The 24,767-nt window shown below is 70.6% G+C and carries 8 protein-coding genes; 6 read left to right on the top strand and 2 right to left on the bottom strand.

Features of this window, described 5'->3' with window-relative positions; translation table 11 throughout:
* Positions 1-214: 214 nt before the first annotated feature.
* The 3 genes from ACWCYY_RS31665 (at position 215) to ACWCYY_RS31675 (ending at position 18,976) form a co-directional block, all read left to right on the top strand.
* Positions 215-16,156, top strand: a complete 15,942-nt coding sequence (locus ACWCYY_RS31665; RefSeq protein WP_449797980.1) for an isopeptide-forming domain-containing fimbrial protein — start codon at positions 215-217, stop codon at positions 16,154-16,156.
* Positions 16,157-16,313: 157 nt separating this feature from the next.
* On the top strand, positions 16,314-16,961 hold the full coding sequence (locus ACWCYY_RS31670; protein WP_449797981.1) for a hypothetical protein: 648 nt from the start codon (positions 16,314-16,316) through the stop codon (positions 16,959-16,961).
* Between the two features lie 143 nt (positions 16,962-17,104).
* A complete protein-coding gene (locus tag ACWCYY_RS31675) occupies positions 17,105-18,976 on the top strand; it encodes a DUF4434 domain-containing protein (RefSeq protein WP_449797982.1) in 1,872 nt (623 codons plus the stop codon).
* 34 nt (positions 18,977-19,010) lie between these two features.
* Here the strand turns inward: ACWCYY_RS31675 and ACWCYY_RS31680 are convergent, their stop codons facing one another.
* Positions 19,011-19,766, bottom strand: coding sequence for a decaprenylphospho-beta-D-erythro-pentofuranosid-2-ulose 2-reductase (locus tag ACWCYY_RS31680; RefSeq protein ID WP_345290708.1), 756 nt, complete (start codon positions 19,764-19,766; stop codon positions 19,011-19,013).
* Positions 19,767-19,828: 62 nt separating this feature from the next.
* Positions 19,829-21,157 carry an FAD-binding protein gene (locus ACWCYY_RS31685; protein ID WP_449797983.1) on the bottom strand — a complete coding sequence of 443 codons (1,329 nt, stop codon included), beginning with the start codon at positions 21,155-21,157 and terminating at the stop codon, positions 19,829-19,831.
* Positions 21,158-21,467: 310 nt separating this feature from the next.
* On the opposite strand from ACWCYY_RS31685, the gene ACWCYY_RS31690 reads away from it, so the two are divergent.
* The 3 genes from ACWCYY_RS31690 to ACWCYY_RS31700 all read left to right on the top strand — a co-directional run bounded on the left by ACWCYY_RS31690 (position 21,468) and on the right by ACWCYY_RS31700 (position 24,619).
* Complete coding sequence (locus ACWCYY_RS31690; protein WP_449797984.1) at positions 21,468-21,668, top strand: hypothetical protein; 201 nt, start codon at positions 21,468-21,470, stop codon at positions 21,666-21,668.
* Positions 21,661-22,653, top strand: coding sequence for a decaprenyl-phosphate phosphoribosyltransferase (locus ACWCYY_RS31695; RefSeq protein ID WP_345290711.1), 993 nt, complete (start codon positions 21,661-21,663; stop codon positions 22,651-22,653). The genes ACWCYY_RS31690 and ACWCYY_RS31695 overlap by 8 nt, the downstream gene beginning before the upstream one ends.
* 172 nt (positions 22,654-22,825) lie before the next feature.
* Positions 22,826-24,619, top strand: coding sequence for a hypothetical protein (locus tag ACWCYY_RS31700; protein WP_449797985.1), 1,794 nt, complete (start codon positions 22,826-22,828; stop codon positions 24,617-24,619).
* Positions 24,620-24,767: the final 148 nt, after the last annotated feature.

The following is a 24,767-nucleotide window of genomic DNA, read 5'->3' on the forward strand; positions in this document are numbered from 1 at the left end:
CGAGGCGCCGCCGGAGCTCGGGCCGGACCACCGGCCGGGCTCGCGGGCGGCGCCTCGTGGCATGTCCGGGCCGGTGCGCTGAACGAGTGCATTCCTGCTGGTCAGCGGAGTGCTGCGGCGCGCCGACGAGCCCTCTGATCCGATCAGGCATTCATATACAAAAACCACCGTATGCCTTGATTTGGACAGAAACGGGAACTCGATGGTCGGCAGAGTGAAGCGCCTGATCGCGATGGTTCTGGCCTGTGTGCTGGCCACCTTCGCCTCGCCGTTCTCGTCCGCGGCGGTCGCGCCGGTGCACCGCGCTCCGGCGGAGACCCGGGCGGCGGCCGGTGCCTGTGCGGCGAAGACCTCGGGCTACAACCAGTGCCAGGTCTTCCGCAGCACCGGTTCGCTCCAGACCTTCACGCCGCCGGCCGTGGCGACCGCTGTCCGCTTCCACCTGTGGGGCGGCGGCGGTGGCAACGGCACCGGTGCCACCTCGGGGTGGGGTGGCGGCGGTGGCTACACGCTGGGGAGCGTCTCGGCGCCGCTGGCGGCGTCCTACTCGATCAACGTGCCCGCCGGGGGCGGCGGGGTGTCCAACGCGGGCGGCGGCGGTGGTGCGGCCTGGGTGAAGGACGCGTCCGGCGCGCTGCTGCTGGTCGCCGGTGGCGGTGGTGGCGGTGGCCGGGGGGTCACCGGGTTCGTGGCGGGCGACGGCGGGGCCGGTGGTGGCGCCAACGGCGCGACCGGCGGCGACGGTGCCGGCGGTGTCAAGGGCGGTGCCGGTGCGGCCGGTGCGGTCGGCGGCGCGGCGGGCAACGCCGGTACCCGCGCCGGCAAGGCGGGCGGGGCCGCGCCGCTCGGGGCCGGCGGTGCGGGTGGTACGGACGGGAGCGTCGGCACCAGCAGTGCCGGCGGCGGCGGGGGCGCCGGCTACGCCGGTGGCGCGGGCGGCGACGGTGCGATCGTGACCCAGGCCGGTGGCGGCGGTGGCGGCGGCAGCGGCTTCGTGGACACCACGAAGGTCCCGGACGGCACCACCACGGCAGGGTCGGGGAAGACCCCGGCCGGGACGGACGACCCGTTCTACGACGGTGACAAGTACGGCGATCCGAAGACGGCCGGTGCGGTGGTGGTCGAATGGGCGATCCCGGCCGTGCAGATCACCTCGCCGGGGGACGGCGACACCATCGGCACCGACACCGAGTTCACCGGCACCGGTGCCCCGGGCGCGACCGTGACCCTGACCCGCGGTACGTCGACCAGTGCCATCGGCACGGCGACGGTCGGGGCCGACGGTCGGTGGACGATCGTCGCCAACGGCCAGAGCACCAGCGCCACCCCGGTGGTCTACAAGGCGTCCCAGACGCTGACGTCGGGTCAGACGCCCGTCACCAACAGCATCTCGGTCACGGTGGTCAGCACCGGCCTGATCGACAAGGGCAAGCCGGTGACGAGGATCTCCAACGCCCTGGCGGGCCGCTGCCAGGCCGACTACAACGGCACCTCCCAGTTCTGGTCCGGCGGGAGCGGGCCCAGCTGCAGCTCGGCCCTGAGCATCGGGACCTCCCTGGTCTCGGGGGGCTGGTTCAACGGAGCCAGCTCGCTGACCGGCGTCAGCCAGACGCCCACCACCGGCACCGGAAGCGCGTCCGATCCGTACAGCATGACGACCGTGTACTCGGCCGGGAGCGGGATGCGGCTGTCCCAGGAGGACTCCTACGTCAACGGCCAGAACGGTTTCCGGGTCGACGTCACGGTCGTGAACACCGGCACCACCGCGCGGACGGGAACGTACTACCGGGGCGGTGACTGCCTGCTGGCCGGAGTCGACCAGAGCTACGGGGCGGTGCTCCCGGCGGCTCCGGGGATGGGCAACGGCATCGCGTGCGTGAAGAACTCGGACGGCACCGGCCAGGCGATGATGCTCGTGCCGCTCACCGCCGGCAGCACGTACGCCGAGGGGACCCCGACCAACGTCCGTGACCAGGCGTCGGGTGGCAAGCCCATGCAGAACACCTGCCGGTGCACGGAGAACCTGGACAGCGCGATGGGCCTCTCCTGGCCGTACTCGCTGGCGCCGGGCGAGTCGAAGACCTTCAGCTTCGTCACCTACTTCCGTCCGGCGGACGTCAAGGCGATGACCGCGGAGAAGACGGTCTCACCGGGCAAGGTGAAGCCCGGGGACACCGTCACCTACACGGTGAAGTTCACCAACCCGAACACCTACCCGGTGACCACCTTCGGCTTCACCGACACCCTGGACGCCCGGCTGGACTACGTCGCTGGTTCGACCTCGGGGACGGACCTCAACGAGCCTGTGGTGAACGGTTCCCAGGTGGGGTGGGGAACCTTCACCACGCTGGCCGCCGGAGCGTCGTACACCTTCACCTTCCAGGCGAAGGTGAAGACCACGGCGACCCTGGGGACCGCCACCAACGACTTCTCCGGCGACGGCATCACCACCCTGTCCAAGGTGGCGCCGCTCTTGATCGCGCCGCCGGCGAACCTGACGGTGACCAAGACCGTGGACCGGACGGCGGTGCTGATCGGTGGTCAGGTGGTGTTCACCGTCACGGTGAAGAACGACGGCCCGAACGCGGCGGCCAACGTCGTGCTCACCGACCAGCTGCCGACCGGGCTCACCTGGGTGTCGGACGACTCGGCGGGCAAGTACGACCGCACCACCGGCAAGTGGACGGTCGGCGCACTGGCCAAGGACGCCACGGCGACCCTGAAGATCACGGCGAGGGCCGCCCAGGAGGGCGACTTCCTCAACGCCGTGACGGCGGTGACCTCGGACACCACCAACGGCACGGTGCTGTGCACCGACGCCTCGACCCCGTCGACCTGCCCGAGCGCCCGGGTCACCGCGCGCTCCAGTGACCTGGTGATGACCGCGGCGACCTCCCCGAACCCGGTCGTGCCCGGCGGCGCCACCACGGCGACGCTGACGGTCACCAACAACGGCCCGTCGACCACCGGGTCCGCGGCGACGGTGACCTTCACCCTGCCGCAGCGCACGACGCTCGGCGCCCCGCTCCCGGCCGGCTGCACGGCGGCTGCTGACGGCAGGTCGGTCAGCTGCACCGTGGCCACGGGTCTGGCGAAGGACGCCAAGGCCGTCTTCGCGGTCCCCCTGGTCGTCGACTCCGGTGCCCCGCTCGCGACCGCCCTCACCGGTGGCTCGGCGGTGGTCGCCCTCACCGACGACCCGAACACCGCCAACAACACGGCGGCCGTCCCGCTCACGACGGCCGCCAAGGGCTCGAACGACCTGGCGATCGCGGCGACCTCGCCGTCCGCCCCGGTGACCCCCGGCACGGCGGGCACCGTGACCGGAACGGTCACCAACGGCGGTCCGTCGGACACCACGACGGCCTCGACGGTGACGTTCACCCTGCCCGCCCGCACGACGGCCGCCGCGACGCAGCCCGCCGGGTGCACGGTGGCCGCAGACCGGAGGTCCGTGACGTGCACGATCGCGGCCGGGCTCAAGAACGGGGCCACGGCCTCCTTCGCGGTCTCGGTGGTGGTCGATCCGGACGCGCCGCTCGGCACCGTGCTGTCCGGTGGCACCGCAGCGGTCGCGAACGCCGAGGACCCGGTGGCGACCAACAACTCGGCCGCCTTCACCGTGACGACGGCGGCGACCGGATCGGCCGACGTCTCGATCACGAAGAAGGCCGCGGGCAGCGCGCTCGTCCCGCCCGGCGGGACCTTCGTCTACGACATCGTGGTGACCAACGCCGGCCCGTCCCAGGCGACCGACGTCGTCGTCACGGACACCCTCCCGGCCGCGTTGAAGTTCGTGTCGGCGGACTCGGGCTGCACCGCCTCGGGGCAGGTGGTGACCTGCCCGGCGATCGCGACGCTGAACCCGGGAGCGAAGGGGACGGTCAAGGTCACGGTGCAGCTGGACCCGGCGTACGCGGGGGACGGCAAGGACGTGCGGAACCAGGCCGTGGTCAAGTCGGCCACAGCCGACCCGGACCAGTCCAACAACACGTCGGACGCCTCGACGGGTGGTCTGCCCGGACCGGGGCCGGGTCCGAATCCGCCGGCGCCGGTGAAGGCTGACGTCGCGATCGTGAAGAAGCCGGTCGGCGCCGGGGCGGTCGCGCCGGGTGAGTCGTTCGACTACACGGTCACGGTGACGAACAACGGTCCGTCGGATGCTGCGGGTCTGGTGGTGTCGGATGCCCTGCCCGCAGTGCTGAAGTTCGTTTCGGCGAGCGACGGTTGTACGGCGAGTGGTCAGCAGGTGACGTGCCCGAAGGTGGCCACGCTCGCGGCGAAGGCGTCCAGGACGTTCACCATCAAGGTGCAGTTGGACCCGGCCTACACGGGTGACGGCAGTGACGTGCGGAACCAGGCGAAGGTCGCGACGGACAGTGCGGATCCGGACCTGAGCAACAACACGTCCGACGGTTCGACCGGGACGCTTCCCGGTCCGGACCCCGGGCCGTACCCGCCGGCGCGGGTGAAGGCGGATGTGGCGATCACGAAGAAGGCCACGGCGACTGCGTTGGTGGCTGCGGGTGAGTCGTTCGACTACACGGTCACGGTGACGAACAACGGTCCGTCGGATGCTGCGGGTCTGGTGGTGTCGGATGCCCTGCCTGCGGTGCTGAAGTTCGTTTCGGCGAGCGATGGTTGTACGGCGAGTGGTCAGCAGGTGACGTGCCCGAAGGTCGCGACGTTGGCGGCGAAGGCGTCGAAGACGTACACGGTGACGGTGCAGTTGGACCCGGCGTACGCGGGTGACGGGAAGGATGTGCGGAACCAGGCGAAGGTGGTGACGGACAGCGCGGATCCGGATCTGTCGAACAACACGTCGGATGCGTCGACGGGTGGTCTGCCGGGTCCTGGTCCGGGTCCGAATCCGCCGGCGCCGGTGAAGGCGGATGTCGCGATCACCAAGAAGCCCGCGTCCGCCACTCTCGTGTCGGCGGGTGAGTCGTTCGACTACACGGTGACCGTGACGAACAACGGTCCGTCGGATGCCACGGGTGTGGTGGTGTCGGATGCTCTGCCGTCGATGGTGAAGTTCGTTTCGGCGAGCGATGGTTGTACGGCGAGTGGTCAGCAGGTGACATGCCCGAAGGTCGCGACGTTGGCGGCGAAGGCGTCGAAGACGTACACGGTGACGGTGCAGTTGGACCCGGCGTACGCGGGTGACGGGAAGGATGTGCGGAACCAGGCGAAGGTGGTGACGGACAGCGCGGATCCGGACACGTCCAACAACACGTCGGATGCGTCGACGGGTGGTCTGCCGGGTCCTGGTCCGGGTCCGAATCCGCCGGCGCCGGTGAAGGCGGATGTGGCGATCACCAAGAAGGCCACGAGCACCACGTTGGTGGCCCCGGGTGAGTCGTTCGACTACACGGTCACCGTGACGAACAACGGTCCGTCGGATGCTGCCGGACTGGTGGTCACCGATGCTCTGCCGTCGATGGTGAAGTTCGTTTCGGCGAGCGATGGTTGTACGGCGAGCGGTCAGGATGTCACGTGTCCGAAGGTCGCGACGTTGGCGGCAAAGTCCTCCAGGACGTTCACCATCAAGGTGCAGTTGGACCCCGCGTATGCGGGTGATGGCAAGGATGTGCGGAACCAGGCGAAGGTGGCGACGGAGAGCCCCGACCCGGACTCGAGCAACAACACCTCCGACGCTTCGACGGGTGGTCTGCCGGGTCCTGGTCCGGGGCCGAATCCGCCGGCGCCGGTGAAGGCCGATGTGGCGATCACCAAGAAGGCCACGAGCACCGCGCTGGTGTCGGCGGGTGAGTCCTTCGACTACACGGTGACCGTGACGAACAACGGGCCGTCGCAGGCTTCCGGCCTGGTGGTGACCGACAGCCTTCCCGCAGTGCTCAAGTTCGTCTCGGCGAGCGACGGTTGCTCGGCCTCCGGCCAGGACGTGACGTGTCCGAAGCTGGCGACGCTCGCCGTGGGTTCCTCGAAGACGTACACGGTGAAGGTGCAGTTGGACCCGGCGTACGCGGGTGATGGCAAGGATGTGCGGAACCAGGCGAAGGTGGCGTCGGACAGCGCGGATCCGGACACGTCCAACAACACGTCGGATGCGTCGACGGGTGGTCTGCCGGGTCCTGGTCCGGGTCCGAATCCGCCGGCGCCGGTGAAGGCGGATGTGGCGATCACCAAGAAGGCCACGAGTACCACGCTGGTGTCGGCGGGTGAGTCCTTCGACTACACGGTGACCGTGACGAACAACGGTCCGTCGCAGGCGTCCGGGCTGGTGGTGACCGACAGCCTTCCCGCAGTGCTCAAGTTCGTTTCGGCGAGCGATGGTTGTACGGCGAGCGGTCAGGACGTCACGTGTCCGAAGGTGGCGACGTTGGCGGCGAAGGCGTCTAGGACCTTCACCGTCAAGGTGCAGTTGGACCCGGTGTATTCCGGTGACGGGAAGGATGTGCGGAACCAGGCGAAGGTGGCGTCGGACAGCGCGGATCCGGATCTGTCGAACAACACGTCTGATGCGTCGACGGGTGGTCTTCCGGGTCCTGGTCCGGGTCCGAATCCGCCGGCGCCGGTGAAGGCCGACGTGGCGATCACCAAGAAGCCCGCGTCAGCTGCGCCCGTGGCCCCCGGTGAGACGTTCGACTACACGGTCACGGTGACGAACAACGGTCCGTCGCAGGCCTCTGGTCTGGTGGTGACGGACAGCCTGCCTGCGGTGCTGAAGTTCGTTTCGGCGAGCGATGGTTGTACCGCGAGCGGGCAGGAGGTGACGTGTCCGAAGCAGGCGACGCTGGCGGTGGGTGCGTCGAAGTCGTACACCGTCAAGGTGCAGTTGGACCCGGCGTACTCCGGTGACGGCAGCGACGTGCGCAACCGGGCGAAGGTCGCGACGGAGAGCCCCGACCCGGACACTTCCAACAACACCTCTGACGGGGCCACTGGAACCCTTCCCGGTCCGGGGCCGAATCCGCCAGCGCCGGTGAAGGCGGATGTGGCGATCACCAAGAAGGCCGCGGGCACCACGTTGGTGGCCCCGGGTGAATCCTTCGATTACGCGATCACGGTGACGAACAACGGTCCGTCGCAGGCTTCTGGTGTGGTGGTGTCGGATGCTCTGCCGTCGATGGTGAAGTTCGTTTCGGCGAGCGATGGTTGTACGGCGAGCGGTCAGGACGTCACCTGTCCGAAGCTGGCGACGCTCGCGGTCGGTGCCTCGAAGACGTACAACGTCAAGGTGCAGTTGGACCCGGCGTACGCGGGTGATGGCAAGGATGTGCGGAACCAGGCGAAGGTGGCGACGGACAGCCCTGACCCGGACTCGAGCAACAACACCTCCGACGCTTCGACGGGTGGTCTTCCGGGTCCTGGTCCGGGTCCGAATCCGCCGGCGCCGGTGAAGGCGGATGTCGCGATCAGCAAGAAGCCCGCGGCGGCTACGCCCGTGGCCCCCGGTGAGACGTTCGACTACACGGTCACGGTGACGAACAACGGCCCGTCGCAGGCGTCCGGGCTGGTGGTGTCGGATGCGTTGCCGTCTATGCTGAAGTTCGTTTCGGCGAGTGATGGTTGCACGGCGAGCGGTCAAGACGTCACCTGTCCGAAGCTGGCGACGCTCGCTGTGAGCACGTCGAAGTCGTACACCATCAAGGTGCAGTTGGACCCGGCGTACTCCGGTGACGGCAGCGATGTGCGGAACCAGGCGAAGGTCGCGACGGAGAGCCCCGACCCGGATCCCTCCAACAACACGTCGGATGCGTCGACGGGTGGTCTGCCCGGTCCGGGCCCCGGCCCGAACCCCCCGGCGCCGGTGAAGGCCGATGTCGCGATTACCAAGAAGCCCGCGTCAGCTGCGCCCGTGGCCCCCGGCGAGACGTTCGACTACATGGTGACCGTCACGAACAACGGTCCGTCGCAGGCTTCCGGCCTGGTGGTGACGGACAGCCTGCCTGCGGTGCTGAAGTTCGTTTCGGCGAGCGATGGTTGTACCGCGAGCGGGCAGGAGGTGACGTGTCCGAAGGTGGCGGCGTTGGCGGCGAAGGCGTCGAAGTCCTACACACTCAAGGTGCAGCTCGACCCGGCCTACTCCGGCGACGGCACCGACGTCCGCAACCAGGCGAAGGTCGCGACGGACAGTGCGGATCCGGACCTGAGCAACAACACGTCCGACGGTTCGACCGGCACTCTCCCTGGTCCGGACCCCGGGCCGTACCCGCCGGCGCCGGTGAAGGCGGACGTGGCGATCACCAAGAAGGCCACGGCGACTGCGTTGGTGGCTCCAGGTGAGTCGTTCGACTACGCGGTGACGGTGACGAACGATGGTCCGTCGGACGCGTTGGGTGTGGTGGTGTCGGATGCTCTGCCGTCGATGCTGAAGTTCGTTTCGGCGAGCGATGGTTGTACGGCTTCCGGGCAGCAGGTCATGTGTCCGAAGGTCGCGACCTTGGCGGCCAAGACTTCCAAGACGTACACGGTGACGGTGCAGTTGGACCCGGCGTACTCCGGTGACGGGAAGGATGTGCGGAACCAGGCGAAGGTGGCGTCGGACAGCGCGGATCCGGATCTGTCGAACAACACGTCGGATGCGTCGACGGGTGGTCTTCCGGGTCCTGGTCCGGGTCCGAATCCGCCGGCGCCGGTGAAGGCCGACGTGGCGATCACCAAGAAGCCCGCGTCAGCTGCGCCCGTGGCCCCCGGTGAGACGTTCGACTACACAGTCACGGTGACGAACAACGGTCCGTCGCAGGCCTCTGGTCTGGTGGTGACGGACAGCCTGCCCGCGGTGCTGAAGTTCGTTTCGGCGAGCGATGGTTGTACCGCGAGCGGGCAGGAGGTGACGTGTCCGAAGCTGGCGACGCTGGCGGTGGGTGCGTCGAAGTCGTACACCGTCAAGGTGCAGTTGGACCCGGCGTACTCCGGTGACGGCAGCGATGTGCGCAACCGGGCGAAGGTCGCGACGGAGAGCCCCGACCCGGACACTTCCAACAACACCTCTGACGGGGCCACTGGAACCCTTCCCGGTCCGGGGCCGAATCCGCCGGCGCCGGTGAAGGCGGATGTGGCGATCACCAAGAAGGCCGCGGGCACCACGTTGGTGGCCCCGGGTGAGTCGTTCGACTACACGGTCACGGTGACGAACAACGGTCCGTCGCAGGCTTCCGGGCTGACGGTGACGGACGCTCTGCCGCTGATGGTGAAGTTTGTTTCGGCGAGCGATGGTTGTACGGCCTCGGGCCAGCAGGTCACCTGTCCGAAGGCGGACACGTTGGCGGTGGGTGCGTCGAAGTCGTACACCGTCAAGGTGCAGTTGGACCCGGTGTACTCCGGTGACGGCAGCGATGTGCGGAACCAGGCGAAGGTCGCGACGGAGAGCCCCGACCCGGATCCCTCCAACAACACGTCGGATGCGTCGACGGGTGGTCTGCCCGGTCCTGGTCCGGGTCCGAATCCGCCGGCGCCGGTGAAGGCCGATGTCGCGATTACCAAGAAGCCCGCGTCCGCTAGCCCCGTGGCCCCCGGCGAGACGTTCGACTACACGATCACGGTGACGAACAAGGGCCCCTCGCAGGCCTCCGGGCTGGTGGTGACGGACAGTCTGCCCGCAGCGTTGAAGTTCGTTTCGGCGAGTGACGGTTGCTCGGCCTCCGGCCAGGACGTGACGTGTCCGAAGCTGGCGACGCTGGCGGTGGGTGCGTCGAAGTCGTACACGGTCAAGGTGCAGTTGGACCCGGCGTACTCCGGCGACGGCACCGACGTGCGGAACCAGGCGAAGGTCGCGACGGAGAGCCCCGACCCGGACACTTCCAACAACACCTCTGACGGGGCCACCGGAACCCTTCCCGGTCCGGGCCCGAACCCGCCCGCCCCTGTGAAGGCGGACGTCGCGATCACCAAGAGGCCGGTCGGGTCCGCGCAGGTGGCCCCCGGTGAGACCTTCGACTACGCGGTCACCGTGACGAACAACGGTCCGTCGGATGCCGCGGGTGTGGTGGTGTCGGATGCTCTGCCGTCGATGGTGAAGTTCGTTTCGGCGAGCGATGGTTGTACGGCGAGCGGTCAGCAGGTGACGTGCCCGAAGGTGCCGACGTTGGCGGCGAAGGCGTCCAGGACGTTCACCATCAGGGTGCAGTTGGATCCGGCGTACTCCGGTGACGGGAAGGATGTGCGGAACCAGGCGTCGGTGGCGTCGGACAGTGCGGATCCGGATCTGTCGAACAACACGTCGGATGCGTCGACGGGTGGTCTGCCGGGTCCTGGTCCGGGTCCGAATCCGCCGGCGCCGGTGAAGGCGGATGTCGCGATCGCCAAGAAGCCCGCTTCGAACGCCCCGGTCGCTCCTGGCGAGACGTTCGATTACGCGATCACGGTGACGAACAACGGTCCGTCCCAGGCCTCCGGCCTGGTGGTGACGGACGCCCTGCCCGCTGCCCTCAAGTTCGTTTCGGCGAGCGATGGTTGTACGTCCTCGGGTCAGCAGGTGACGTGCCCGAAACTGGAGACTCTCGCTGCAAAGGTCTCCAAGACGTACACGGTGAAGGTGCAGTTGGACCCGGCGTACTCCGGTGACGGCAGCGACGTGCGCAACCAGGCGAAGGTCACGACGGACAGCGCCGACCCGGACACTTCCAACAACACCTCCGACGGGGCCACTGGAACCCTTCCCGGTCCGGACCCAGGGCCTTACCCGCCGGCGCCGGTGAAGGCGGATGTGGCGATCACCAAGAAGGCCGCGGGCACCACGTTGGTGGCCCCGGGTGAATCCTTCGATTACGCGATCACGGTGACGAACAACGGTCCGTCGCAGGCCTCGGGTGTGGTGGTGTCGGATGCGTTGCCGTCGATGCTGAAGTTCGTTTCGGCGAGCGATGGTTGTACGGCCACCGGGCAGCAGGTGACGTGTCCGAAGCTGGCGACGCTCGCAGTCGGTTCCTCGAAGACCTTCACGGTGAAGGTGCAGTTGGACCCGGCGTACGCGGGTGATGGCAAGGATGTGCGGAACCAGGCGAAGGTGGCGACGGAGAGCCCCGACCCGGACTCGAGCAACAACACCTCCGACGCTTCGACGGGTGGTCTGCCGGGTCCTGGTCCGGGTCCGAATCCGCCGGCGCCGGTGAAGGCGGATGCCGCGATTACCAAGAAGCCCGCGGCGGCTACGCCTGTGGCCCCCGGTGAGACGTTCGACTACACGGTGACCGTCACGAACAACGGTCCCTCGCAGGCCTCCGGCCTGGTGGTGACGGACAGCCTTCCCGCAGTGCTGAAGTTCGTTTCGGCGAGCGATGGTTGTACGGCCTCCGGCCAGGACGTGACGTGTCCGAAGCTGGCGACGCTCGCGGTGGGTGCGTCGAAGACCTACACCGTCAAGGTGCAGCTCGACCCGGCCTACTCCGGTGACGGCACCGACGTGCGCAACCAGGCGAAGGTCGCGACGGAGAGCCCCGACCCGGACCCGAGCAACAACACCTCTGACGGGGCCACCGGAACCCTTCCCGGTCCGGGCCCGAACCCGCCCGCCCCGGTGAAGGCGGACGTCGCGATCACCAAGAGGCCGGTCGGGTCCGCGCAGGTGGCCCCCGGTGAGACCTTCGACTACGCGGTCACCGTGACGAACAACGGTCCGTCGGATGCCGCGGGTGTGGTGGTGTCGGATGCCCTGCCTGCGGTGCTGAAGTTCGTTTCGGCGAGCGATGGTTGTACGGCGAGCGGTCAGGATGTCACGTGTCCGAAGGTGGCGACGTTGGCGGCGAAGGCGTCCAGGACGTTCACCGTCAAGGTGCAGTTGGACCCGGCGTATGCGGGTGATGGCAAGGATGTGCGGAACCAGGCGAAGGTGGCGTCGGACAGCGCGGATCCGGACACGTCCAACAACACGTCGGATGCGTCGACGGGTGGTCTGCCGGGTCCTGGTCCGGGTCCGAATCCGCCGGCGCCGGTGAAGGCGGACGTGGCGATCACCAAGAAGGCCACGAGTAACACGTTGGTGGCCCCGGGTGAGACCTTCGACTACGCGATCACCGTGACGAACAACGGTCCGTCTCTGGCATCGGGTGTGGTGGTGTCGGATGCTCTGCCGTCGATGCTGAAGTTCGTTTCGACCAGCGACGGTTGCTCGCTCTCCGGCCAGGACGTGACGTGTCCGAAGCTGGCGACGCTCGCGGTCGGTACCTCGAAGACGTACACCGTCAAGGTGCAGCTCGACCCGGCGTACGCCGGTGACGGGAAGGATGTGCGGAACCAGGCGAAGGCGGCGACGGACAGCCCTGACCCGGACTCGAGCAACAACACCTCCGACGCCTCGACGGGTGGTCTGCCGGGTCCTGGTCCGGGGCCGAATCCGCCGGCGCCGGTGAAGGCGGACGTGGCGATCACCAAGAAGGCCGCGGGCGCCACGCCGGTGGCCCCCGGTGAGACCTTCGATTACGCGATCACCGTGACGAACAACGGTCCGTCGCAGGCCTCGGGTGTGGTGGTGTCGGACGCTCTGCCGTCGATGCTGAAGTTCGTTTCGGCGAGCGATGGTTGTACGGCGAGCGGTCAGGACGTCACGTGTCCGAAGCTGGCGACGCTCGCGGTGGGTGCGTCGAAGTCGTACACCGTCAGGGTGCAGCTCGACCCGGCGTACTCCGGTGACGGCACGGACGTGCGCAACCAGGCGAAGGTCGCGACCGACAGCCCCGATCCCGACACTTCCAACAACACCTCCGACGCCTCGACGGGTGGTCTTCCGGGTCCTGGTCCGGGGCCGAATCCGCCGGCGCCGGTGAAGGCGGACGTGGCGATCGCCAAGAAGGCCACGGCGACTGCGTTGGTGGCTGCGGGTGAGTCGTTCGACTACACGGTCACCGTGACGAACAACGGTCCGTCGCAGGCGTCCGGGCTGGTGATGACCGACAGCCTGCCGTCGATGGTGAAGTTCGTTTCGGCGAGCGATGGTTGTACGGTGAGCGGTCAGGACGTCACCTGTCCGAGGCTGGCGACGCTCGCGGTCGGTTCCTCGAAGACGTACACCGTCAGGGTGCAGCTCGACCCGGCCTACTCCGGTGACGGCACGGACGTGCGCAACCAGGCGAAGGTCGGGACGGACAGCCCCGACCCGGACCAGAGCAACAACACCTCCGACGCCTCGACGGGTGGTCTGCCCGGTCCCGGCCCCGGCCCGAACCCCCCGGCGCCGGTGAAGGCGGACGTGGCGATCACCAAGAAGCCGGTCGGCAGCTCCTCGGTCGCTCCGGGTGAGTCGTTCGGCTACGAGATCACGGTGCGGAACGACGGTCCGTCGGATGCCTCGGGTCTGGTGGTGTCGGATGCTCTGCCGTCGATGCTGAAGTTCGTTTCGGCGAGCGATGGTTGCACGGCATCGGGGCAGCAGGTCACGTGCCCGAAGCTGGTGAAGCTCGCGGCCAAGGCGTCCAGGACGTACACGGTGGCCGTGCAGCTCGACCCGGCCTACTCCGCTGACGGGAAGGACGTCCGCAACCAGGCGAAGGTGTCGACGGACACTGCCGACCCCGACCTGAGCAACAACACCTCCGACGCCTCGACGGGTGGTCTTCCGGGTCCTGGTCCGGGGCCGAATCCGCCGGCGCCGGTGAAGGCGGACGTGGCGATCACCAAGAAGCCCGCGTCCGCTACCCCCGTGGCTCCCGGCGAGATCTTCGACTACACGGTCACCGTGACGAACAACGGCCCGTCTCAGGCCTCTGGTCTGGTGGTGACGGACAGTTTGCCCGCGGCACTGAAGTTCGTTTCGGCGAGCGATGGTTGCACCGCGAGCGGGCAGGAGGTGACGTGCCCGAAGGCGCCTGTGCTCGCGGTGGGTGCGTCGAAGTCGTACACCCTCAAGGTGCAGCTCGACCCGGCCTACTCCGGTGACGGCACCGACGTCCGCAACCAGGCAAAGGCCGCGACCGACAGCCCCGACCCGGACACCTCCAACAACACCTCCGACGGATCGACCGGAACCCTCCCCGGTCCGGGCCCCAATCCGCCCGCGCCGGTGAAGGCGGACGTCGCGATCACCAAGAAGCCGGTCGGCACGGGCCTGGTGGCCCCCGGTGAGACCTTCGACTACGCGATCACGGTCACGAACAACGGTCCGTCGCAGGCCTCCGGCCTGGTGGTGACGGACAGTCTGCCCGCGGTGCTGAAGTTCGTTGCGGCGAGCGATGGTTGTACGGCGAGCGGGCAGGAGGTGACGTGCCCGAAGGTGGCGACGCTCGCGGTGGGGGCGTCGAAGACCTACACCGTCAAGGTGCAGTTGGACCCGGCGTACTCCGGTGACGGCAGCGACGTGCGCAACCAGGCGAAGGTCGGGACGGACAGCCCCGACCCGGATCCGAGCAACAACACCTCCGACGCCGCGACCGGCACCCTCCCGGGCCCCGGTCCCGGGCCGAACCCGCCGGCTCCGGCCAAGGCGGACGTCGCGGTCACCAAGAAGCCGGTCGGGTCCGCCCCCGTGGCTCCCGGTGAGACCTTCGACTACGCGATCACGGTGACCAACGCCGGGCCTTCCCGGGCCATGGACGTACGGACGACCGACGCACTGCCGGCACCCCTCGCGTTCGTCTCCTCGTCCGACGGGTGCACCGCAGCCGGGCAGGACGTGACGTGCCCGACCCTGCCGACCCTGGCGGTGAACGGAACGCGGACCTTCACCTTCACCGTGCGGCTGGACCAGGACTACGAAGGGAACGGCTCGGACATCGGGAACATCGCCAAGGTGACGGCCGGCACGGCGGACCCGGAGCTCGCGAACAACTCCTCGGCCGCGGCCGGGCTGCCCGGCGGGAAGCCCCGGCGGGGCGAGGCCGACCTCGCGGTCGACAAGTCGGCCGGCGGGAGCGCGGTGGTCCCCGGTGAGACCGTGGACTACACGATCACCGTCACCAACAACGGGCCCTCGTCGGACGGGTACAACGTGGTCCTGACCGATCGGCTGCCCGCGGCTCTGACCTACGTCTCCTCCCAGCCGGCCGGCTGCACGGTGGAGGCCACCACCCGGACGGTCACCTGCCCGGCCCGCGGCCGTCTGAAGGTGGGTCAGAAGATGACCTACGTGCTCACCGCACGGCTGGACGCCTCCTACCGGGGTGACGGCACCGACGTCGTCAACCGGGCCGTGGTGCACGCCGACAACATCGACCCCAACTCCGCCAACGACGGTGACGACGCCCCGCTGCCGGACAACGGGCGCCCCGCTCCGCCGAAGCGCGACATGGCGGCGCGGGTCACCCTCTCGCAGGAGACGGTGGTGCCCGGCGAGACGGTGAAGCTCATCGCGAGGATCACCAACAACGGGCCCTCCACCCACCACGGCGAGGCCACCTTCACGGTCACCCTGCCCGAGGAGCTCTCCTTCGCCCGGGCGCTGCCCGGCCACTGCACGGCGGTCGGTGCCAAGCGGGCCGTCTGCAAGCTCCCCGCCGGGCTCCTGCCCAAGCCTCGGAACGGTGCCGGCGATCCGGCGGTCGGTGTCCTGGAGACGGAGTTCGAGGTAAGGGTCTCCCCGGAGGCCCAGGCCGGGCGGACCCTGACGGAGCGGGTCCGGGTGACCGATCCGGCGGACGGACTCGCCGAGAACGACGAGGACGTCTACGCGCTCCGGGTCGGCACCCCCGTGGCCGACCTCGCGCTGACCAAGTCCGCCGCCTACCCGGTGGGCAAGGACCGGGTGGACGCGGGCGACACCTTCACCTACACCGTCACCACCACCAACAACGGCCCGTCGACCGCGATGGGCGTCCGGGTGACCGACCCGCTGCCCGCCGAGCTCGCGTTCGTGTCCTCGCCCGACGGGTGCGGCGCGGACGGACGGACCGTCAGGTGCGGTCCGGTGGCCCGGCTGGCGCCCGGTGAGAAGGCCGTCCACCGCGTCCTGGTGACGCTCTCCCCGCGCTACGCCGGGAACGGCCGGGACGTGGACAACATCGCCACGACCGGCTCGGAGACCTTCGACCCCCGCCCGGCCGACAACAGCAACAAGCTGGGCACCAACGGGCCCGACGGCGGTCCGCTCCGGACCGTGCCGGCCCCGCTGCCGCCCGGACCGACGCCGAAGCCGAAGCCGGGGCCGCTGCCGGACACCGGAACGGCGGTCGCAGCCGCCACCACCGCCGCGACGCTCCTGCTCCTGCTCGGGCTTGCCTGCACCGCCGTGGTGCGGCGCCGCTCGCGCCGAGCGGGGGAGTGAGGACGGTGGCAGGACGGAAGGGCCGGGCACGGCCGAGCGGCGGCACGGCGGTGACCCGGACGGATGACCGGCGCGCGGCACGAACGGCCGGACGGGCCGGAGCGCCTGTCACCCGGGCAGAGTCACTGACGGTCCGTCAGCACGTTCCGTGCGGCGCATGCTCCAGGAGGTCGAGGAATTGGTGAGTTCCAACCGGCGGCGGACGGCGTCCCTGGCCGTCGTCGCCCTACCGGCGGCCGTGTGGTGCGGGGCCGCCTCCGCCGAGACGCCGGCACCCCCGCCGGCGGCGGCACCGGCGACCGCACCGGTGCTGGTGTCGATCGACGCGGGCGGCGGGCAGGCACGGGCCGGCGGCACCCTCGACTACACGGTGCGGGTCCGCAACGAGAGCGACCGGCCGATCGCGGCGGCCGAGGTCTACCAGATGCTGCCGGCCACGCTCCAGGCCGGTTCGGTGGGGGAGGGCGGCCGGATCGACGCCACCCAGGTCACCTGGACCGCCGAACTGCCTCCCCGGCGCGAGGTCACCCTCACCCTGACCACCAAGGTCGGGGAGCGGACCACCGGCGGCGACAAGGTCGTGACCACCGCCTGCGTGCGCACGGACCCGGGGCAGCCGCTTGCCGGTTGCGCCTCCAGCCAGGTCGCCTGGGCTCCGGAGGACGGAGGAAGGGGCGGAGCCGCACCGTCCCGGCTCCCGATGATGGCCGGCGCGGCAGCTGCGGTTGCCGTGGCCGGGGGCGTGTTCCTGCTGCGCGGGCGTCGTCGGCGCCGACGGTCGGACCCGGTCACCGAGAGCGGTTGACCTCCACTCGGCCGGGGCGTCGTGCACCGGCCGCCGGGGTCGGCCCGCCGCAGTAGGACGGCTGCCGACCCTGCGTCGAGCACGGTGTGCGGGGGCGGTGTGGCGGCGCGTCCGTCGGTGGACGCACGGCTAGGGTCGGTCCGGTGATCCAACCCAACCGACCGGTCCTCGCGTTCCTCGCAGCCCTCGCGATGCTGGTGCCGTCCGCCCAGGTGCACGCGGCCGGAGCCTCAGGGCCCAGGTGCCCGAACGGGGCTCCGGCGCCCGTGCCGACCGGCACCTACGTGGTGCCGAGCCTCGCGTCCTCCTGGACCGCGGAGGACTGGGTGGCGCAGCTGCGCGCGCTGGACGACGTGGGGATGAACGAGGTCTACGTGCAGTGGGCGGCCGACAGCACCTCACGGCTCGTCTACTACCCCGGGTCGAGCCTCGGCTGGAAGACCGTCAGCGCCCCCGACGGCTCGGTCGAACTCGACAACCTCTTCCGGGCGGCGGACCTGGTCGGACGGGAGCCGGGGCGGCATCCGGTCCGCATCCACCTCGGCCTGACCGCGAACGAGAAGCTGTGGTGGCGTCAGCGGCCGTCCGACCCGGGCTGGTTGGTCACCGAGGCCGAGAACTCCCGGCGGGTGGCGGCCGACCTGTGGAACCTCTACGGCAGCCGGTACCCGGGGCTGCTGGCCGGGTGGTACCTCTGGCCGGAGGTGCAGGCCCCGCTCTGGACCACCCCGGAGTACCTGGCCGCCTTCGAGGAGTACGTGCGCGGGGTGGCCACCTCGGTGAAGGCCCTCTCGGCCCCCGGCGCGCCGCTGCCCGTCCTCATCGCCCCGTTCTACGGAGGCGAGTTGACCGAGGAGGGGCTGCGCACCTGGACCGCGCTCTGGCACGGCGTCCTGACCCGGACCGCCCCGGCGATCGACGCGATCGCGATCCAGGACGGCGGCGGCACCGGGCGCTCGCCGGCCGACATCGGCCGGCTGTTCGCGGCGGCCTCCGAAGGGCTCGCCGACCTGCCCGTCGCGATCTGGAACGACGCCGAGACCTACGACCCCTTCGACGGCGACGACCTGCCGATCCGGACCCTCGCCGAGAACCTGTGCGCGAGCAGGGCTTCCCGCTACCTGACCTTCGCGGCGAACCACCTGCTGCCGACCGATCCGGCCAGGATCACGTACCCGGCGGCCAACTCGACCTACCTCGCCTACGCCTCCTGGACCCGGGGCGAGGCCGCGTCTCCGCCGCCGGCGTTCCGCGGCGGGCTGCGCTCCGTCGCCGCCGGGCACGGCACGGTGCGGCTGTACTGGGACGCCGCGACCAGCAAGGCACCCGGTGGTGTGGCCGGGTACCGGATCCGGCGCGACGGGGAACTGGTGGAGATCCTCCGCGAGCCGAAGGCCCGTGGGTTCACGGACCGTCAACTGGCCTCGGCCACCCACTCCTACCGGGTGGAGGCCTTCGACGCCTTCGGCGGCACCACGGCGAGCGGGGCGTCGTCGGTGGTGGTCCCCGAGCGCGAGGAGCTCGCGGACCTGGCCGTGCGGCGTCCCTACGTCATCGAGGGGTGGGGCCAGGCCAACCACCCGGACGACGGCTCCCGCCTGACCGACGGGCTGCACGGCCCGCTCGACCCCTTCGACCCGGCCTGGGTCGGTGCCGACCTGCTCGACGACGACCCGGCCCAGTGGTCGGTGACGGTCGACCTCGGGGCCGACGCGCCGGCGGGCAGGTCGGTCGGCGCCCTGTCGACCGGCTGGCTCCAGGCGCGCGACACCGGGATCTTCCTGCCGACCGCGGTCGAGTACGCGGTGAGCGCGGGCGACGGTGCGCCGTGGACCACGGTGGGACGGGTCGAGCGCCCGGCCGTCCCGCACCGGCCGCTGGCCCAGGACTACCGCCTGGACCTGCCGGTCCCGGTGACGGCCCGGTACGTCCGGGCCACGGTCACCGGGAACGGCATCGGCTCCTGGGCGCTGACCGACGAGATCGAGGTACTGGGCCGGGGCCGGACGCCCTGAGTGCGGCGGAGGCCGGCCCCGGCTGCCGTCCGGGTCAGCCCGGGAGCCGCCGGAAGAGCGGCCGCGGCAGGTGGCGCAGCACCGACATCACGACCCGCAGGACGGAGGGGGCCCAGACGGTGGAGGCACCGTGCAGCAGCCCCTGCACGGTGGCGGTGGCCACGGCGTCGGCGGTGGTGGCGAACGGGGCCGGCTTCATGCCCGCCGTCATCCGGGTGCGGACGAATCCGGGGCGGACCACCATCACCCGGGCCCCCGAGCCGTGCAGCGCGTCGCCGAGGCCCTGGGCGAAGGCGTCGAGCCCGGCCTTGGCGGAGCCGTAGATGAAGTTGGCGCGCCGGGCCCGTTCCGCGGCCACCGAGGAGAGCACCACCAGGGTCCCGTGGCCCTGCCGCCGCAGCTGCCGGGCGCAGACCAGGCCGGCGGAGACCGCTCCGACGTAGTTGACCTCGGCGACCCGGGTCGCGGCCAACGGGTCCTCCTCGTCCCGGAGTTGGTCTCCGAGCAGGCCGAAGGCGAGCAGCACCACGTCGACGTCGGTCTCGGCGAAGACCTTGCCGAGCGCGCTCTCGTGGTCCTCGTAGTCGGTGGCGTCGAAGGCGATCTCACTGACGATGGCCCCCCGGTCCGCCAGCTCGGCGGCGGCGGCGGTCAGCTCGGGGGAGGGGCGTCCGGCCAGGTAGACCCGGTCGGTGCGGCGGCCGACCAGAAGGCGGGCGGTGGCGAGGGCGATCTCGGAGGAGCCGCCGAGGATGAGCAGGGACTGGGTGTCGCCGAGGGCGTTCTTCATGAGCTGGTGGCCTGACTGGGTACGGGGACGGGGAAGAGGGGTCCGGATGGCGGCCGGGCGGTTCACAGGGCCAGCCGACGGGCGAGGTCGGAGGTGAAGACGCCGTTCGGGTCGAGCGCACGGCGCAGGCTCCGGAAGTCGTCCAGCCGGGGGTACATGGCCCGCAGGGTCGCGGGCCTGAGGCGGGAGTCCTTGGCCAGGTAGACCCGGCCTCCGGCCTCCGCCACCCAGCTGTCGAGCTCGTCGAGCAGCGCGTTCAGCCCGGGCGTGCGGGTGGGGAGGTCGAGGGCGAGCGTCCAGCCGGGCACCGGGAACGACAGCCACCCCGGTCCGGCCGGACCGAAGCGCTTGAGGACGGCCAGGAAGGTGGGGCAGCTCGCGCGGCTGATCCGCTCCACGATCCTGCGCAGCGTCTCCTCCTGGCCGTCCGCCACCACGAACTGGTACTGGAGGAAGCCGGCCGGTCCGTAGATGCGGTTCCAGTCGGGCAGGCCGTCCAAGGGGTGGAAGAAGGTGGAGATGGTCTGGAGCTCGTCCCTGCGGAAGCGCGGGGCCTTGCGGTACCAGAGCTGGTTGAACGCCCGCACCGTGCTGGGGCGCAACAGACCGCCGGGCAGGTGCGGGGCCCCGGGCAGGGAGGACGGACGGAACAGCAGCGGGTCACGCCGGGCCGCCGGTGGCAGTGCCTCGGCCGGTGCGTGGTCGCCGCGGGTGATCACCGCCCGCCCCATCGCCGAGCCCCTGGCCAGCAGGTCGATCCAGGCCACGGAGTAGCGGTAGTGGTGGTCGCCGGACTTCAGACGGTCCATCAGGACGTCCAGATGGCCGACCCGTTCGGTGTCGACGGTCATCAGGGAGGACCGCACGGGCAGCAGCCGGAGGGTGACCGAGGTGATCACGCCGGTCAGGCCCATCCCGCCGGCGGTGGCGGCGAAGAGCTCCGACCCGGGGAGCACGGTGGTGAGGGCGCCGTCGGCGGTGACCAGGTCGAACTCGGTGACGTGGTTGGTGAACCCACCGCTGACGTGGTGGTTCTTGCCGTGCACGTCGGCGGCCACCGCCCCGCCCAGCGTGACCATCCGGGTCCCGGGCGTGACGGGCGGGAACCAGCCGAACGGCAGTACCGCGCGCATCAGTTGATGGAGGCTCAGGCCGGCGTCCGCGGTGATGAGGCCGTTCGGTACGTCGAAGGAGCGGATCGCCGCGCAGGCGGTCATGTCGAGGACCGACCCGCCGGCGTTCTGCGCGGCGTCGCCGTAGGCGCGGCCGAGACCGCGGGCCAGGATCCCCCGGGGGCCTGCCGCCGACACGGCGGCCCGGATCTGCTCGACGCGGCCCGGGATGACCACCCGTGCGGGTGAGGGCGCGGTGCGTCCCCAGCCGGACAGCAAGGCGGTCGGGGCCTCCTCGGACTGGCGAGGCCGGGGGGGTGGTGGCGGGGCCGATTGCTCCAGGAGTGGGGAATGCAAAGGAGTCGGCGTAGTGCCTGGGGAGCGTGACATGGCTCCTACGCTAGCGTCGCTGACTGCTGACGAGGCGAAGCGAGAATGCCTTCCGACCGAATGGCGTAGCGACTGGAAAAGTCGCTACTCATCATATTTTCCTGATCTCCATTCTCTCGCCGGAGGACGGGTCGCGGCGCTTTCCCTGAATTCCTGAACGCTCTGGACAACGAATCGTGTGTCGGAAGGTAATGTGCTGATGGCGGACAAGTCGGTGGAGCGGGGATACGACACCCGTCCGCTCCACACGGTCTTCGTGGCGACCGGTGGGGAGCCGGTGGTGAGGGCGGCCCGCGGACCCTCCTGGTGCGGCGAGCACGTCACGGCGGGGGTGGTGCTCGGGGCGGCCGTCGGCGGACTCGGCCGCCGCTGGACCGCGGAGGGGGTGACCCGTGGCTGACCGGACCGTGGCCGTCGGCGACCTGGTGCCCAACCCGTCGCCCAGGGTGCCCCGCCCCGCAGGCGCTCAGCCCGTGGCGGCCGGGCGGACAGCGGCCTCCGTGGCGGTCGGACTGCTCCGGACCGTGCGGCCGCGCCAGTGGGCGAAGAACCTCCTGGTCCTGGCGGCGCCGGCCGCGGCCGGCCAGCTCACCGCGTCGGGGAACCCGTCCCGGCTCCTCCTGGTCTTCGTCCTGTTCACGGCGGCGGCGGGCGCGGTCTATCTGCTGAACGACGCGCTCGACGTCGAGGCGGACCGGGCGCACCCGGCGAAGTGCCGCCGTCCGATCGCCGCCGGGACCGTTCCGGTGGCGCTGGCGTTCGCCGCCGCCGCCGTGCTCGCGTGCACCGCACTGGTGGGCTCGTACCTGGCGCTGAACGCCATGGCCACGGCGGCGGTCGCCGCCTACCTGGTGGTCCAGGCCGTCTACTGCACCACCTTCAAGCACCTCCTGGTGGTCGACCTCGTGGTGGTCTCCTCCGGGTTCCTGGTGCGGGCGCTGGTCGGCGGACTGGCGATCGGGGTGCCGATCTCCGGGTGGTTCCTGATCACGACGAGCTTCGGCGCCCTGTTCGTGGTGTCGGCCAAGCGGTACTCCGAGCTCAAGCTGATGGCGGACCGGGCCGGTGCCACCCGGGAGCTGCTGGCCGACTACTCGGTCGGTTACCTGCGCTTCGTCTGGCAGCTGGCGGCCGGCGCCACCATGCTGAGCTACTGCCTCTGGGCGACTGGGTACCCGGCCGCCACCGCGGTGACCCATCCGGCCGTGCTGCCGTGGCGGGAGCTCTCCATCGCCCCGTTCCTGATCGGCGTCCTGCGGTACGGGGTGTTCGCCGACCACGGCACCGCCGGTGCCCCGGAGGACGTCATCCTCCGCGACCGGCCGCTGCTGATCACCGCGCTGGTCTGGACCGCGGTGTACGGGTGCGCCGTCCACGGTCGCTGAAAAATCGGACGACATTCCTTATGTCAAATTCGCCGGGAGCCGGGGCGGCGCGTCGACATCCGTGCCCTTCCGGTGGCGCTCGTAGAATCCTGCACCGAGAGCCCCCGGAGGTGAATTCCGGAAAGTCGGCTCCTGGCGGCCACGTGCCTTTCACTATTCTTTGGAGCCTTCGGTGACCATCATCTCCGATAGCCGGTCGAATACGGATCAGCTGAGCAGACCGGAGAGCCCGCCCGAGGAGCCGGGGGGACGGTGGCGGACCACCCGGCTCACGGAGGCGGCCGCCGTCGTCCTTCCGTGCGCGCTGCTCGCGGTCGGCGCCTACCGGCACCGTTGGATGGCCGACGACGGACTGATCGTCACCCGGACGGTGCGTCAGCTCATGGCGGGCAACGGGCCGGTGTTCAACGTCGGCGAACGGGCCGAGACCAACACCTCGACGCTCTGGACCTACCTGCTCGCGGCGCTGCGGTACGTGCTGCCGGTCGACCTGGGCCTGCTGGCGGTGTGGACGGGTTTGGTCTGCACCGTCCTCGGCCTGCTCGGCGCGCTGCTCGGGGCCCGGCGGCTGATCGGGACCGCCCCGGCCGGCTCCTTCGCCCTTCCGGCCGGCGCGCTGACCGTCGCCGTGCTGCCGCCGTTCTGGGACTTCGCCACCTCGGCGCTGGAGAGCGGACTGGTCTTCGGCTGGCTCGGCCTCTGCTGGTACGCGCTGACCCGGGTGCCCACCGGTGGGCGGAGGGCCGAGGCGCTCGCGTACGTCGTCACCGGGCTCGGCTGGCTGGTGCGGCCGGACCTGCTGCTGATCAGCGTGGTCTGGATGTCCTGGCTGATCTGGCGCGGCAGGCCGTCCTGGCCCCGGCTGACGCTGCTCCTGGCGCTCGCCTGGGCCGTCCCGCTGGCCTACCAGGTGTTCCGGATGGGCTACTACGGGCTGCTGTCGCCGCTGCCGGCGGTGGCCAAGGAGGCCGGCTCGGCCGACGTCCCGCGCGGCCTGGCCTACCTCCAGGACTTCGCCGACACCTACTACCTCTGGCTGCCGGTGCTGCTGACCCGGCTGCTGGCGATGGTCGCGCCGAAGGGCGAGCGGGTCCGCGAGGGCGGCGGCGAGGGGGCCCTGCGGTGGATGACGCTGGCCGGCGGCGTGTTGATGACCATCTACGTGGTCCGGGTCGGCGGCGACTTCATGCACGCGCGGATGCTGCTGCCGGCGCTCTTCACCCTGCTGCTGCCCACCATGCTGGTGCACGTCCGCCGGGCCGGCCTGGTGCTGGCCGGCGGGCTGGCCGCCTGGGCCGTGACCTGCCTGGTGGCCCTGCGGGTGGACGCGATGTGGAACACCTGGGGCGTGTCCAACGAGCGGGCCTGGACCCAGAAGTACACGGGCAGCGCCCACCCCGACACCACCGCAGTCCACATCAAGGACCAGGCCGGCTTCGGGGAGACCTTCCGGCTCGCCCCGACGGACGCGGCGCCGAGCCTGCAGCTCTGGTTCCCGGACGCCGCCGGCGGCCAGTACCGGGTGCCGGTCAAGCTCGACTACCCGACACCGGTCAGGTACGCGGTGACCCAGGGCGGTCTCGGGGCGGTCGGCGCGGCGATCCCGCTGGACGCCCTGGTGATCGACCCGGCCGGGCTGGCGTATCCGCTGGGCGCGCACGCCGCGATGGGCCAGCGGGTCCGGGCCGGGCACGAGAAGCTCGTCCCGATGGAGTGGCTGGTGGCCGACTACGCGGCCGCCGACGCCGCGCTCGACAAGGTCCCCGGCCTCAACCCCGACGCCACCGCGGCGGCCCGGGCCAAGCTGGCCTGCGGCGAGCTCCAGGAGCTCCAGCAGTCGGTCCGTGCGCCGATGACCGCCTCCCGCTTCTGGGAGAACCTGACCGGGGCGTTCCAGCGGACGGTGCTCCGCTACGACGGCCAGCACCCGAACGCCCCGGCGCCGGGGTGCACGCCGCTGTCCTGACCGAGCGTCACGGAGCGGGGCCCGGACCACCGGTGGTCCGGGCCCCGCTCAGTGCTCCGGCGGCTCCCTGAGGTGCGAACGCACCGTCAGGACCGGCACGGGCAGGGCCGTGCGGAGTAGCCGGACGTGTCCTGCGGTGGGCGCACGC

It is taken from the genome of Kitasatospora sp. NPDC001664, from assembly GCF_053596675.1.